Source organism: Rothia sp. 27098_8_161 (genome assembly GCF_041432905.1).
GTDB lineage: Bacteria > Actinomycetota > Actinomycetes > Actinomycetales > Micrococcaceae > Rothia.
Genome location: NZ_JAPWAL010000001.1, coordinates 92,349 through 105,801, shown reverse-complemented (window position 1 = coordinate 105,801; position 13,453 = coordinate 92,349). Strand labels below are relative to the sequence as shown.

Here is a 13,453-nt window from a genome sequence, read left to right as displayed (position 1 = left end):
ACGTTGCTCAAAGCAAACTCTATTTAGTTAGGAAGTCTTCTCTTCCTCAAAGTAACCCATCTTCGCCAGGTCTTGACTGCTGGTTGCGGTGTTCAAGCTTGCTTGATCTGAACCCTGCGCCAGCTTGGCAAGCTTGCGGTCGCGGCGCTTGTCGTTAATCATGCAGATGCCGATTGCTGCGAAGAAGAAAATCAGCAGCGGTGCCATGAGCACGAACATCATCATGATGTCGCTACCGGGTGCGGTCAGCGCTGCGATAACGGCAACGAGCACGACAACCCAACGCCAAGCCTTCAAAATGGTGGTGCCGCGAATCAGGCCCAGCATGTTAATGCCGACCAGGATCACCGGGATGATGAAGGCGCAGGAGAACGTCACAACGAACTTCAGGATGAAGGAGATGTACACGCCCGCGTCAATGTAGTTACTTTCGTTGACGGGGGTGAACTTCAGCAGTGCGTAGACCACGCCGGGGAGGGTGAAGTAGGAGATGGCGACACCGCAGGCAAACGCGAAAATAGATGCGGTGAGGAAGCCGAAGAGGTACTTCTTTTCCTTGGTGTGCAGTGCCGGCAGCAGGAATCGCAGTGCCTGGTAGAGCCAGACGGGAGAAGCGATGACCAGGCCAATGTACATACCGACCTTAAGCAGCTGGTCGAAAGGAGATGCGACGCTACCGTAGTTCAGGTTTGCGTTGCGGCCGGTTTCTGAATTGATCTGTTGCAGGGGCGCAGAGATCATTTCAATGAAAGGCTGGTAGAGGAAGACCGTACCGATGATGGCTGCGATGATGGTTGCGATAGCCGCTTTGATGAGGCGGTCGCGGAATTCGCGTAGGTGTTCCTTGAGTTCCATGCGCGCTTCAGGGTTGAGTTTGCGGTTGCGCACGTCCTGGTCGGGTGTTGCCACGTGGTGTCCTCTGGGTGTCGGTGCCGTGTGTGATTCGGCTGAGGGGTCTGGTGGGGTGTTTATGAGGTGGTGCCGCAAAACCCGTGCCGGCCGGTGGGCTGGCACGGGTTTGGTGCGTTGGGGCGGGACCGTTACTTGGTTTCGGTCTTGCCGTTGTCTACGACCTCAGCGGTGACGACCTCTTCGCCGTCCTTCGCGCGGGGGTCCTTCTTGGAGTCGTTCTTCAGGCCCTCAACTTCGGTCTTGAAGATGCGCATGGACTGGCCGAGGCTACGTGCCATGCCGGGCAGCTTGGGTGCGCCGAAGAGGAGGACGATGAGGAGGATAACGACGATGATGGTCGCGGGGTGGCTGAAAATCTGGCCCATGGTGTGCCTTTCTAGTTAAAGCAGGTCTCCGATGTTTTGAGGTTGGCCGAGTCGATCTCGTCGGGAGACCCGTCGCTTGATCCGCTCAGACCTGCGTGTCTGCTTACCTTGTTCGTAGTTATTGTATGCCTCGGTGATGGGTGTGAATACCCCGAGGGTGGTGTCTCGTGGGAGTTTTCGACTTGCGTTCGCTTGCGCTGCGTCGAATTGTCCCTCGATGGACTCGACCCAGGTTACGGTTTCGTCAAGGAGTGTGAAACCGCGAGTGAGTGCTTTGTAGGTGAACCATGCCAAATAGAGGAGCGAGCAGATGATGAGCGCGCCCCATAGCAAAATCCAGAACCACCAAGACATGAGCACCATTATACAAGTATTAGGTTAATGTTTTGGCTCCTTGAAAGGGTTTTTAGGGTGTTTTTGCTAGTGGGTGAAGTGCTATTTTTCTGCGGGCGCACCTGTGGGCGCACCCTTGCGGCTGCTCGCGTTGAGGGTTTGCAACTGGTCAAGCAGCGCCGCGCGCAGGTGGGCAGGACCGACCAATTCGAGGGCACCTCGGTGCGCGATGACGGTGTCGAGGATGTTCTTATCGCCAGCGCCGTGGGCATTGTTGTAGTAGTGGATGCGCACGTATTGGGTGCGTGAAGCCTTCTTCACGTGGTGGGTGCTTCGGCGCATGTACGTTGTGGTGAGAGTATCGAGCGGCTCACCGCTGGGAATATGTTCGGTCGGATGAATCCGCAACTCAGCAAAGGGGTTGCTCTGAGTGTTGTGCTGTTGTGCGTGCCAATGAGGGACAGTGTCACCGGTGACCGGGTGGGTACGACCCTCACCCGCCTCGTGAATATGGTTGATACGGGTGAGGCGGAAGTTACGCCAGAAAGTAGGGGGCTTCTCCCCCGCCTCGTTGCCTGCAACCTCCCCGGTGGCTGCGTTAGCAAAAGCCTCAGGTGCATACTCAGGGACCTCTTCACCGCGCGCGGTATAGTAGCGTTCCTCAGCGGTACGGCACCACGCATGCAGATACATGTGGTCGCGGTGCAACACCAACGCATACGGGTCCACCAGACGATCCGCGGCACGCTCAGAGGTACCGTATCCAATAGTCACGGCGTTGCCGCTGCTCAGGGCGGCAGTCGCCTCCTGCAGCAAAGGGTCCTCCGGGGCAAAACACAGGTGCTGCGCATAAACGGGCGCGTTCGGGTACGCGGCGGCGAGCGCCACACGGATAGTGCCCAGACGCGCATCCGCCTGGTGCAGAATATCTGCGGCCGAGAGGGTAAAGATAAGAATCGCGAGCTCAGTGTCAGTAAGGCGCGCGTAGTTCAGTAGCGTGTTCGGGGTGGCGCCGCCAAAGTCCGGTAGCAGGTTAATGTAGGTGGGCTTGAGGGCGTCCGGGTCCTTGGGGTCAGACTCGAAGGGAACAGTGTTGAAAGGAGATGTGTCTACCTGAGCGAAAATCTCGGCAATGGTTTTGCCGAGGGCACGGTTCTTGTCGGTGTCCACGCTGTAGAGGGCGTTGAGCTGGTTCAACGGCATGGGTGCCTCATCGTGGGCGCTCGCCCAGCGGTCGGCACGGTGCAGACCCAGGAGCAGGTCCACAAGGTCGTCGAGGGAGTTGTTACGGTTGCGCTGGTTGATATCTGCCCAGGTGCCGGGGTCTTCAACTGCGCCGCTGTGCAGGGCGGTGAGGGTGCGCAAGAGCTGCTGCTGGGCGGCGTAGCTGTCACGCTGGCGGGTAGAGGCAGCATCGGAGCTCGAATCAGCAGAGTCTGATTCAGCGGGCGGCTCAATCACACAGCTGTAGCTGGTTGCCGCCACAGCGCTATCAATCGTGCCGTACGAGGGCACAGTGAAAGGCTCCGAAAGTGTGGAATCGGCGCTGACCTCCACGACGGACAGGTACTCTTCGTATCCCCTGATGTCTTCTAGCCAGTTCTTAGCGTTGAACGTCGTGTTGATGGGGGTCGAATCGATACGCGAGAGCATCGTGAGCTTCTGAATACGGCTAGCACGGAATGTGTACTCCTTACGTTCCGCACTCTCGGTGTAGTACCCGACGAAGTACCAGGTGCCGTAACGGTAACCAATACCGGCAACACTGACCTTCTCCTGCATACGGGTTGCACCGGCAGCCGTCTGATAGGTGAACGTGACCGTCTTACGCTCCGCGTAGGCGGTAAACAGTTCATTTAGGTGGGGGTTATCGCTAAAGTAAATGCGCTGAAGGGGCTCACGGTAGGTGTGCAGGTTCTTCGCGCGCTGACGCTTGCCGGTCTTCGGGTCCTGGATCTTCGCTGCGGCGAGTGCCTCGTCAGTGAGGTTCTTGCTGGTGAGCGCAATCTTACGCAGGATGCGGTAGGCATCATCTTGTAGCTCGGTGCCTTCCCAGCCTCGCAGGATGGTGTTGATGAGGCGGAACTCCTCAGCAGTGGGGTTCCAGGCGGGCAGCTTTGCGGCGTTGCTGGGTTCGAGGCGGTAGCGCTCCCCCAGATCCGTGGTCACGTGGGTGATGTGCGCGCCGGCATCACGCAGGGTCTGCTTGGCTCGTTCAAAGGCGCGTTCCTGGGCCTCGTTGAGGGAGCCGTTAGCGCGTGTGCTAATACCGAGCAGGGTCAGTAGCTCGTTGCGGCTGATGCCCTGGGTTCGGGTTGCGGTGTCGGGTGTCTCGGCGGCGGTGGCGAGGCGGTGAAGAGTCATGTAAAGCTGAGCTGCGGTGGACATGATTCCATCATAACCTGTGTGTTCCGCAGCACTTACGTAGCGTATGGGGTGGCTGAGGGAGAAATACGCGGGTATAAAATCTCGCGGATGCGCTGATAGCCCGACGCCCAAAACCACGGTACACAAAACCCGGTACATAAAGTCGGGCAGGCAAAAGCCCGGTGCCCCTCCCACAATCGGGAGAAAGCACCGGGCTAGATGTCTCTTATGCGAGAACCTGGCTAGTCCTTAGCGGACGTCCAGCAGGTCCACCACGAAAATCAGGGACTCACCGGGTTTAATGACCGAACCTGCGCCGCGGTCACCGTACGCCATGTCGGCGGGAATCTCCAGGCGACGACGGCCGCCGACCTTCATGCCGAGCAGACCCTCATCCCAGCCGCGGATAACCTGGCCAACGCCCACCTGGAACGGCAGCGGCTCGCCGCGGTTCCAGGACGCGTCAAACTCTTCACCGGTGGAGAATGCCACACCAACGTAGTGGGTGAGCACGCGGGAGCCGGCAACAACCTCAGCGCCTGCACCCTCGATCAGGTCGGTGATGACCAGCTCGGTGGGCGCGTCGCCCTCGGGGAAATCGATTTCAGGCTTTTCGCGGTCGAGGTTACGCTGACCGAAAGACATGGGTGTCTCCTTTGATTGGTTCGAAATACATCGAAATAGTGGGTGCGCCCGCCGCCTAAGCCATATAAGCGGCGAGCGCGGTATAAAAATGTGACGTAAAACGTGGGTACCGGGCTACTGCGCGGTAGCCGAAGCGGTAGCTACCGGGGTTGCGGTCGCAGAAGCGGTTGCCGAGGCGCTCGCCTGCGCAGCAGCCGCGCTAGAAGCTGCCTGAGCACGCTGCAAGGTCTGCGGGTTCTCCTCCGCTCCCAGAATATCAACCACGAACACGAGGGTGCCCGAAGGCTTAGAGCCGCCGGCGTCGTTACCGTACGCCAGATCCGCCGGGATAATCAGCTCAACGCGGGAACCGACCTTCTTGCCCTTCAGGCCCTGGGTCCAGCCCTTGATAACACCCTGCAGGGAGATGCCCGTCGGGGTGGCAGCGTCGTAGTTGTTGTCAAAGACCTTACCGTCAGAGTACTTCACGCCAATGTAGCGCACGTAGACGGTATCGGTTTCCTTGACTTCAGCGCCCTCGCCCTCAATGAGGTTCTTCGAGACCAGCTCAGTGTATTCCTGCTTGGAGTCAGGCAGCTTGATGTCAGCCTTGCCGGTGGACTCGTCCAGCGTGAAGGACGGCAGCGACGGGTCAGCCTCAATAGCCTTACCGGTTGCGTACTTGGGCAGCTTCGTCTTCACGGTGTACACCTCAACGTTAGTTGCGGTACCGGGCGAAGCGGTCGTAGTGGTCACGCCCGCGGTGCTACGCTGCTGCAGAACGTTGGTGGTGTACGAGAAGGAACCGCCAACCTTAATCTTCTTGAGGGTTTCGTACACCTGCGGTGCAGCCTTCTTCAGCTGATCGTTAACCGGTAGCAGAATCGGCTCGCTGGAGTAAGTGGAACCGTTGAGCTTGCCGTCGGTGCCGTTGAATACGGCAGCCTCAACAAGCACGTAGTCACCATCGTTGATGGAGTCGCCGTTACCTTCCTCAATCACGTACGCGGAGGGGCTAGAAGCGGCGAAGGGAGTTGCGAAGGACGCTTCAGGCTCAGCGGTCGCATTCTTCAGGGTGTACTGCACCTTGGACAGGTCGCCATTATTAGACTGTGCGCCACATGCAGACAGTGCGAGCGCTAGAGCTGCCGTGCTGGCACCGAAAATAGTGAGCTTAGAGCGTTTGGTCATAGTGTTATCCTCTGGGGTTTTCTGTGAGAGTGGGGCGTATGAGTGCCCGTGTGCCACAGAACAGTTTACAGGTATAGGTTTAGCTGTTTTATGCTACGGCACGTAGCTGTGTTCAGGCTGTGTCGCGGCGCGGGGTGCGCTGGGAACTTTGGGCGGGAACACACCGTGCCGTGGTGTGGCGAGCCCGGGGCTTTAGCGGCGCTGTTTAGCAGGGCGGCGGGAATGCTGCCTCCTGATGCTGACGCTCCTTAGACGCCAGCAGGCTCAGCACCTCCTCCAGCTCCTCGCTGCCGGTAGCGAACGGGTCCTTACACACCAGCGTGTGCTGCGGGTAGGCGTTGAGCTTCAGATGCACCCAATCCACGGTGAACTGCTCCCCCGCCGCAACCGCCGCGTTAATGAAACGCGAACGCTGGGTAGCGCGAGTGTTCGGCGGCTGAGTCTTAGCCGTCTCCGCAACGCCCTCGGGCAGGATGCGCTTGACCGCACCGCGACGAACCAACGCATGGAAGACACTACGCTCCGGGTCAATGTCGTGGTACGCCAAGTCCAGCTGACGGATGCGGGCACTCGCATAATCGGCAGGCTGACCGGCCGCGCGGGCACGGGCAATGTACGCATCCAGAAGCTTCTTCTTAATCGCCCAGTCAATCTCAGTATCAATGCTGCTGTAGTCGCCGGACTCGATAGCATCCAGGGTGCGCTGCCACAGGTCCAGGGCGTATTCCGTATGGTGGTGGTGCACGCCGTACTGTTCCACATACTGACGGGCGGCGTCCAAGTAGTGACGCTGAACGCTCAACGCCGTGTAGTACTTACCGTCGGTGGTTTCGAAGGTCGCGGTGCCGGTCAGATCGTGGCTGATAGCTCGCAGAGCCGCCGGAACAGACACAATATCCAGGCTCGTGACCGGGAAGCGATCCTCCAGCATGCGCAGCACCAGGTCGGTGCTGGCAATCTTCAGCAGGGTCGTCGGCTCCGCCATATTCGAGTCACCATTAATGACGTGCATGCGGCGGAACTTCGAAGCGTCCGCGTGCGGCTCGTCACGCGTGTTAATGAGCGGGCGAGCGCGCGAGGTGGAGGTGGATGCCGCCTCCCAAATATGGTCGGCACGCTGCGAGAACGAGTACGAGGGCACACCCGTGCTGGACGCCGGGTCGGTCGAACCGGGCACCGGGCCGCCGTTCGGGTGGGTCTTACCGGCACCGACCAGAATCTGGCGGGTCACCAGGAAGGGCACGAGCTGCTTAATCAGGTCGTTGAACTGCAGTTTGCGGCTAATCAGGTAGTTCTCATGGCTGCCGTAGGAGTTGCCCGCCGAATCCACGTTGTTCTTGAACAGGTACAGTTCACCGTCAAGGGGACGGCCCTCCGAGCCTGCGAGCAGTCGCTTGCGGGCGGTACGCGCCAAATCAGCGAAAAGCAGCTCACCGGCGCGTTCCTGCGCGAGTAGCTCGTCAATGCTACCGCATTCGGCGGAGGCGTACTCGGGGTGCGAACCCACGTCAAGGTAGAGCCTACCGCCGTTGGGTAGGAAAACGTTCGTTGAGCGCCACTGATCCAGGACGGGCTTGAAAAGGGCAGCGGCGGATTCTTCGATGCTCAGCCGACCGAGCCCATGCGGGACGTAGCTGAGCCCGAATTCGCTTTCAATGCCGAAAATACGGTGTTCCATGATGCTGACCCGGCGTGCAGGTGCGCCGGTTACTCGCCACCCTTCTGGACGAAGCCGGTGACGAAGTCTTCAGCATTCTCAGCGAGCAGGCCGTCAATTTCGTCGAGCAGGTCGTCGACCTCGCTCACGTCAGAGACAACGTGGGAGGCGGCGAGGGTCAGTTCCTGCTCCTGCTCGGCTGCGGTGGTTTCGGTCTGCTGTGCGCTGATGCGTTCGCGGCTCATGGTTCTCTCCTCAAGGGGTTTTCGGTTGTGGACAAATAAGTTTTTAGTGGTGTCGGGTGCGGGGTGTAAGGGTTTTTTTAGTACCCGAACCTTCATGCACCCTACCTGTGGGTTATGTGGTTTTCACTCTTCCAAATGGGGGTATTCGCCCCGGGGAAGAATATGAGTTCATGTGGGTTTAGGGGATGCTACTAGCGCAGCCGGTTCAGCAGCTCATCCGAATGGTTTACCTCATCCAGCAGCGGTTCCACCGCGGCGGCACCGTACCGGGTCGGTTCCATCATCGTAAAACGAGTAAGATCCTTCGAATACCTGCCACGGCAAGACACCGTATCCCAGTTAATACCCAGAATCTCCTCCGGCCAACGCGCCATCAAAGTACCACGCAAAAACGCCCGCGTCTCACGCGGCGGCTCAGTGGTCGCACGCTCGATCTGCTCCGCAGAGAACAGCGTACGTATACGGCCACGGGCCACCAGACGGTGATACAGACTCTTTGACGGGTCAATATCAGCGTACTGCAAATCCAAAGCCTTTAACTTCGGATTCGCATAATCTACGCCCTGGGCGACATAACCGCGCACCAGCGCATACTTCGCCACCCAATCCAGACGATCCGCCAGCGAGAGCGGGTTGGTTTCCAGGGCGTCCAGCACTTCGCCCCACAGATTGAGAATCTGCGCGGTCGCAGCATCCACACCCGCCGGGTTCGACTCCTCGTGCGCACGGGAGGCCTCATAGTAGGCGCGCTGAATCTGCAGGGCACTCGCAGAACCGCTCGTGGACACCGGATTTGGCAGGGCCGCCGAAGACGGCGCCAACGGCAGCTGAACCGATAGTGACAGGTCGTGGCTGACCGCGTGCATCGCCGCCACCGGATCAGACAGGCGCACACCCGGCAGCACCGGAGTCTGCTCACCGTGCGACTCAATCAGGTTCATCACCAGCGCCGTCGTACCAAACTTCAACAGGTTCGAATAGTGTGACATGTTCGCATCCGCCGGAATCACGTGCAGGCGGCGGTACTTCGACTCATCCGCATGCGGTTCATCGCGCGTATTCACAATCGGGCGGCGAATCGTGGTTTCCAGACCAATCGTGCGCTCAAAGAAATCAGCACGCGAACTCATCTGAAAACCCGGAACCTCACCGTGCGTACCAATACCCACACGGCCCGCACCCGTAAAAATCGCGCGGGTCGCAAAGAAAGGCAGGAGCGCATCCGCAACCTGCTCGAACGGAACATCACGGCTAATCAGGTAGTTTTCATGGGCGCCGTACGACTGGCCCTTCGAGTCGGTGTTGTTCTTGTACAGCTTCACCTGCGGCAAATCCTGCGCGTGGTTACCCAGCTCCACCAACGACTCATACGCCAGCGCGTCACCGGCAGCGTCATAGAGCACCGCATCGGCGGGGGTTAGAACCTCCGGCGAGGAATACTCCGGATGCGCATGATCCACATACAGGCGCGCACCATTGGGTAGAATCGCGTTCATGGTCACGCGGTCCCAGTCCAGACGCTCCGGGAAACCACCGCGGCCGTGCACGCCGGCGAGCGCATCCAGGGCGCTACGCGGCTCGGCGGGCTCACCCGGTGCCTGAACGCCCGCCTCACGCATAATCTCCAGGGCAATATCTTCGCTGGTCAGCTCGGTGCGGGTGTGCGTCATCTGGCTTGAGTGGGCGGTGGAGGCGTCCTGAACCTGACCGAAAGCATCACGCAGCGGCGACTCCGATTCACCCAGCCACTGACCCTCGGGGGTGGCGGTCGAGTAGTTCTCTGCCTGGCGGGCCTGCTCGGCGGTCAGCTCATCCGCCAGGGCGCGGCGCTGCAGCTCCTCACGGAAAGCGGCGCCGCGGCGGAACGCCAACTTAGCGTAAGTGTTGACCACCAGTGCGGACAGCACGGTCGGGTTGGTGCCCGGGGCGGAGGGGGCGATGACGCCGTACTCGGTTTCGGCACCCATAATGCGGTGCACGCCGTAGCTGGGGGTGGAGTTCATGGGGTTCTCCTGAAAAGTTCTATACCATCTAAAGGCTCTGGACCTGCGGTCATTGAGGTTGATGCGGGATAAGCACGTTGAGCGCCGCCCGGCTCATGGTGCCGGAGGCGCGGTTTAGCGCGGCGGCTCCACCGACACCAGACGGCCACGCACACCGGCAACGGTGAGTGCATCCTCAATATCGGGCAGTGGCGGTAAGTCCACCTGATCCTCAAACTCGGCGCGTACCGCCTCCAGCAGGTGGCGGGTGCCAATCCCCACACCCGCTGCGTTAGCGCCGGCAGTCAGCGCCTGCAACTGCTCCTTAATCGCCGCCTTCTTCGCGCGGTCCACAATATTGCGAATCACCGCGCCCGAAGCGAAATCGCCGCGGTACAGCGTGTGAGTGGACAGGTTCGCGCTCGCACCAGAACCAACGACCATGGAAGAATCCACGGTCGCCACAGCGTACGCCGTGGAGGGGGTGCGTGCGTACAGCTGACCTGCCGCCGCCGCAATCATCGCGGTCAGGGCGGCGCAGGTCGAACCGGCGGCTGCCACCTCCGCAGCGTCCAGGGGCAGGTCTTCGGTCAGGTACAGGCCGAAAATCTCTGCCGCACCGGCGGCATCCGGGCGGTTAATGCGGATTTTCAGGTCGAGTCGACCCGGGCGCATCACCGCGGCATCAATCAAATCTTCACGGTTGGTTGCACCAATGACGATGACGTTCTGCAGCGACTCCACGCCGTCAATTTCGGCAAGCAGCTGCGGTACGATGGTCGTCTCAATATCGGAGGAACGACCCGAACCGCGCATACGGAACAGCGACTCCATCTCGTCAAAGAACACGACGACCGGGTGGCCTGCCTCCGCCTTCTCACGGGCGGCAACGAAAATATCGCGGATCTGACGCTCGGTCTCACCGACAAACTTATCGAGCAGCTCGGGGCCCTTAATGTTCAAGAAGTAGCCGCGAGTAGCCGAACCCGGGTTCAGCGCAGCCGCACGAGCCGCCAGGGAGTTCGCCACAGCCTTAGCAATCATGGTCTTACCGTTACCGGGAGGACCGTACAGCAGAATGCCCTTGGGCGGTGCCAGGTGGTAGCGCTCAAAAATCTCGGGGTGCAGGTACGGCAGCTCCACCGCGTCGCGAATCTGCTCAATCTGCGCGCCCAGGCCACCAATCTGCTCGTAGGTGACGTCAGGAATCTCTTCCAGCACCAGCTCCTGCGAGCGGGAGGCGGGAACCTGCGAGGTCAGCATACGGGTGCGCGTGTCGAGGGTGACCGCGTCACCGGTACGCAGCTGCTCAATGTCGAGGGAACCAGCCACACGCGCCACCTGCTGAGCACCCGAGGACGTATCAACCAGCACGCGCTGCTCATCCAGCACCTCACGCACGGTCACCACGTCACCGAAGGGTTCGGTGTCCAGGGCGAGCACCGCCTCGGTCTTGTCGTTGAGCAGCACGGTCATGCCGGGAGTCAGTGTGGACAAGTCAATGAGCGGGGATACGGGAATACGCATCATACGGCCGCTCACCTGAACATCCAGGTAGGTGTCAATCTCGGCGGGAGTCTTATCGTCAGCGACCTGCTCGTAGGTCATGGTCTGACCCTCATGCACCGCCAACACAATCGCCGAATTCAGCGGCGGCATAACGTTCTGCGACAGGGAGGCGCGCAGACGCTCCACCTGGTAGCGCATGCTGGTGATTGCCTCAACGAGCTTGCGGTTCTTCTCCCCCGCACCACGAATCTGTCGGCTCATATTGTCGCGGGTTGCCTCCGCCGCGGAGAGTCGACGCAGCACGGCGTCATACTCCTGCGCGCTGACGGGCTGACTGCCGGGCAGGGAGGTCGACCCGAAAGCAGCCGAGTAGTGCGGTGCCGCGCTGGCTGCACTGTGGGCGGTACCGTACTGGGGGGTTCCTGCCTGATCTGCAGATTCGTGGGTGGACACGGTAGCTCCTTTAGCTGTTCGTCCTAATCGGTGGCTACTCGGCGCGGGTGGTTGGGCGCAGCGAGTAGCACTGGTGAGTGCACTGCGGGGGCTCCAGGTAACGCCCGTGCCCCCGCAGGTCAATGATTCATCAATTATTCGGCAGACTCAGATGCTTCGTTCTGCTCAGTCTCCAAGCCGTTCTGTTCCAGCGCAATCTCGTTCGCGCGTGCGGCGTGAGCGGCAAGGTTCTTCGCATCGCGGGCTGCGCGGCGAATCTTCTTATCGGTCACCTCACGCTCACCCACGTTCATGGGAATCCACGCGTTCATATCCTCTTCAGAGAAGTCAGTCTTGGACGCGCGACGCTTCGGCGCCAGGCGCACCGCACCGTCAGCGAGGCGACGAGCCACAACCAGGAATGCGGTGTGTGCAACCATGCGGTGGTCGGGGCGGACTGCCAGGCCCTCCACGTGCCAGCCGCGAACAATGGTTTCGTCACATTCGGGTTCGGTGAAGCGGCCGTCCAGGCGCATGCCCTCAACCAGGCGGGACATCTGGGTTACGGTCGCAACGTAGCAGATGAGCACGCCGCCGGGTGCGAGCGCCTCCGCCACGGCATCCAGGCACTCCCAGGGTGCGAGCATGTCGAGTACGACGCGGTCGACGCTGCCGGGCTCTTCAACCTGCGGCAGGGTGTCCTGCAGGTCGCCGATGCTCAGCTTCCACGCCGGGTGCGGTCCACCGAACATGGTCTCAATGTTGCCGCGGGCGACGTCCGCGAACTCTTCACGACGTTCGAAGGAGTGCACGCAACCGTAGTCGCCGACTGCGCGCAGCAGGGCGATGGACAGTGCACCAGAGCCGACGCCTGCCTCGACGACGCGTGCGCCGGGGAAGATGTCTGCCTTGACGATGATCTGCGCGGCGTCCTTGGGGTAGACGACGGCTGCGCCGCGCGGCATGGAGAGTACGAAGTCCTTGTAGAGGGGGCGCAGCGCCTGGTAGAGGATGCCGTGAGTGTTGGCGATGACGGTGCCTTCGGGTGCGCCGATGAGGTCGTCGTGCTTGAGGAAGCCCTTGTGGGAGTGGTATTCGCCGCCTTCGGCGAGGGTGATGGTGGTGATGCGGCCGCGTTCGTCAGTGATTTGGACGCGCTCGCCGGGGCGGAAGGGGCCGCGGCGGTTGATTGCGCCGGTGGGGGTGGGGGTGCCGCTGCTCACGGGGTGGTTCTCCTCGGGTTTGGGTCAGTCTGTGCTGTTCGCGCTTTGCGGCGAACTAGGGTACGGAAAAAGTCCTTTTCTATTTTAGCGGAGTCTGCATATCGGCTCTGGAGTATTACCCGCGGGCGTGATAATGCGGGGCATGGATGGAGCAATGACCACTGAGCAATTGGGGCTACTCATTTTTGGTTAGACTTGAGGGGAGTCCGTGGAAATCCTCTGCGGGCAGAAACACCTTAGTGCCCAAGAATTATGGGGCAAAGGAAAGAGTATTGTGACTGATTTCAACTCACTGATTGCCGAGTTCGGCAGGCAGGTGCGGGAGAACCTGCGTTTTGGGGAAGGTGAACCGGAGGCTCAGCTGACGAACCCGGTAGCCACCCTTCTGAAGGGTTTTGGCGCTCTGCATTCAATGGAAGTTCAGACCGTCCGTGAGTCCTCGCTGAAAACAGCGGGGGGGGTCTAGTTTCTGAGGGTCTGGTTCGCCCTGATTACGCCATCATGGTCGATGGTGTTTTGACTGGTTATGTGGAGCTGAAGGCTCCGGGTAAGAACATTGACCCCGCTTCTTTTGGTAAGAAGAGCCACGAATATAGGCAGTGGCAGCGTCTGC

11 protein-coding genes are annotated in these 13,453 nt (G+C 60.3%); 1 reads left to right on the top strand and 10 read right to left on the bottom strand.

Going from position 1 to position 13,453, the window contains the following annotated elements; all coding sequences use genetic code 11:
- Nucleotides 1-27: 27 nt before the first annotated feature.
- The 10 genes from tatC to O3648_RS00380 all read right to left on the bottom strand — a co-directional run bounded on the left by tatC (nucleotide 28) and on the right by O3648_RS00380 (nucleotide 12,840).
- Nucleotides 28-909, bottom strand: coding sequence for a twin-arginine translocase subunit TatC (tatC, locus tag O3648_RS00425; RefSeq protein WP_279789096.1), 882 nt, complete (start codon nucleotides 907-909; stop codon nucleotides 28-30).
- Between the two features lie 131 nt (nucleotides 910-1,040).
- Complete coding sequence (gene tatA, locus O3648_RS00420) at nucleotides 1,041-1,277, bottom strand: Sec-independent protein translocase subunit TatA (protein WP_254756005.1); 237 nt, start codon at nucleotides 1,275-1,277, stop codon at nucleotides 1,041-1,043.
- 435 nt (nucleotides 1,278-1,712) lie between these two features.
- Nucleotides 1,713-3,998: a helix-turn-helix transcriptional regulator gene (locus O3648_RS00415; RefSeq protein WP_371567744.1), complete on the bottom strand. Its 2,286-nt coding sequence runs from the start codon at nucleotides 3,996-3,998 to the stop codon at nucleotides 1,713-1,715.
- A 228-nt stretch (nucleotides 3,999-4,226) separates the two neighbouring features.
- Nucleotides 4,227-4,622 carry an FKBP-type peptidyl-prolyl cis-trans isomerase gene (locus O3648_RS00410; RefSeq protein ID WP_279739918.1) on the bottom strand — a complete coding sequence of 132 codons (396 nt, stop codon included), beginning with the start codon at nucleotides 4,620-4,622 and terminating at the stop codon, nucleotides 4,227-4,229.
- Between the two features lie 114 nt (nucleotides 4,623-4,736).
- Nucleotides 4,737-5,792: an FKBP-type peptidyl-prolyl cis-trans isomerase gene (locus tag O3648_RS00405; protein WP_371567742.1), complete on the bottom strand. Its 1,056-nt coding sequence runs from the start codon at nucleotides 5,790-5,792 to the stop codon at nucleotides 4,737-4,739.
- A gap of 205 nt (nucleotides 5,793-5,997) precedes the next feature.
- A complete protein-coding gene (pafA, locus tag O3648_RS00400) occupies nucleotides 5,998-7,470 on the bottom strand; it encodes a Pup--protein ligase (protein ID WP_279789092.1) in 1,473 nt (490 codons plus the stop codon).
- Between the two features lie 29 nt (nucleotides 7,471-7,499).
- Complete coding sequence (locus O3648_RS00395) at nucleotides 7,500-7,694, bottom strand: ubiquitin-like protein Pup (RefSeq protein WP_005506016.1); 195 nt, start codon at nucleotides 7,692-7,694, stop codon at nucleotides 7,500-7,502.
- 191 nt (nucleotides 7,695-7,885) lie between these two features.
- Entirely contained in the window at nucleotides 7,886-9,697 is a 1,812-nt protein-coding gene (gene dop / locus O3648_RS00390) for a depupylase/deamidase Dop (protein ID WP_371567740.1), read from the bottom strand.
- A gap of 114 nt (nucleotides 9,698-9,811) precedes the next feature.
- The gene (gene arc, locus O3648_RS00385) at nucleotides 9,812-11,638 is read right to left on the bottom strand and encodes a proteasome ATPase (RefSeq protein ID WP_371567737.1); all 1,827 of its coding nucleotides are present in this window, start codon (nucleotides 11,636-11,638) and stop codon (nucleotides 9,812-9,814) included.
- A gap of 134 nt (nucleotides 11,639-11,772) precedes the next feature.
- Nucleotides 11,773-12,840 (bottom strand): tRNA (adenine-N1)-methyltransferase, encoded by a 1,068-nt coding sequence (locus tag O3648_RS00380; RefSeq protein WP_279739928.1) that lies wholly within the window; start codon nucleotides 12,838-12,840, stop codon nucleotides 11,773-11,775.
- 274 nt (nucleotides 12,841-13,114) lie between these two features.
- Here O3648_RS00380 and O3648_RS00375 point away from each other — a divergent pair, with 274 nt between their 5' ends.
- Nucleotides 13,115-13,306, top strand: a complete 192-nt coding sequence (locus O3648_RS00375) for a hypothetical protein (protein ID WP_371567733.1) — start codon at nucleotides 13,115-13,117, stop codon at nucleotides 13,304-13,306.
- Nucleotides 13,307-13,453: the final 147 nt, after the last annotated feature.

What these genes read in the sequence shown, in the direction of transcription:
- tatA (WP_254756005.1), bottom strand. Translation starts at nt 1,277, where the DNA reads ATGGGCCAGATTTTCAGCCACCCCGCGACCATCATCGTCGTTATCCTC.
- O3648_RS00410 (WP_279739918.1), bottom strand. Translation starts at nt 4,622, where the DNA reads ATGTCTTTCGGTCAGCGTAACCTCGACCGCGAAAAGCCTGAAATCGAT.
- dop (WP_371567740.1), bottom strand. Translation starts at nt 9,697, where the DNA reads ATGAACTCCACCCCCAGCTACGGCGTGCACCGCATTATGGGTGCCGAA.
- O3648_RS00415 (WP_371567744.1), bottom strand. Translation starts at nt 3,998, where the DNA reads ATGTCCACCGCAGCTCAGCTTTACATGACTCTTCACCGCCTCGCCACC.
- O3648_RS00405 (WP_371567742.1), bottom strand. Translation starts at nt 5,792, where the DNA reads ATGACCAAACGCTCTAAGCTCACTATTTTCGGTGCCAGCACGGCAGCT.
- O3648_RS00395 (WP_005506016.1), bottom strand. Translation starts at nt 7,694, where the DNA reads ATGAGCCGCGAACGCATCAGCGCACAGCAGACCGAAACCACCGCAGCC.
- pafA (WP_279789092.1), bottom strand. Translation starts at nt 7,470, where the DNA reads ATGGAACACCGTATTTTCGGCATTGAAAGCGAATTCGGGCTCAGCTAC.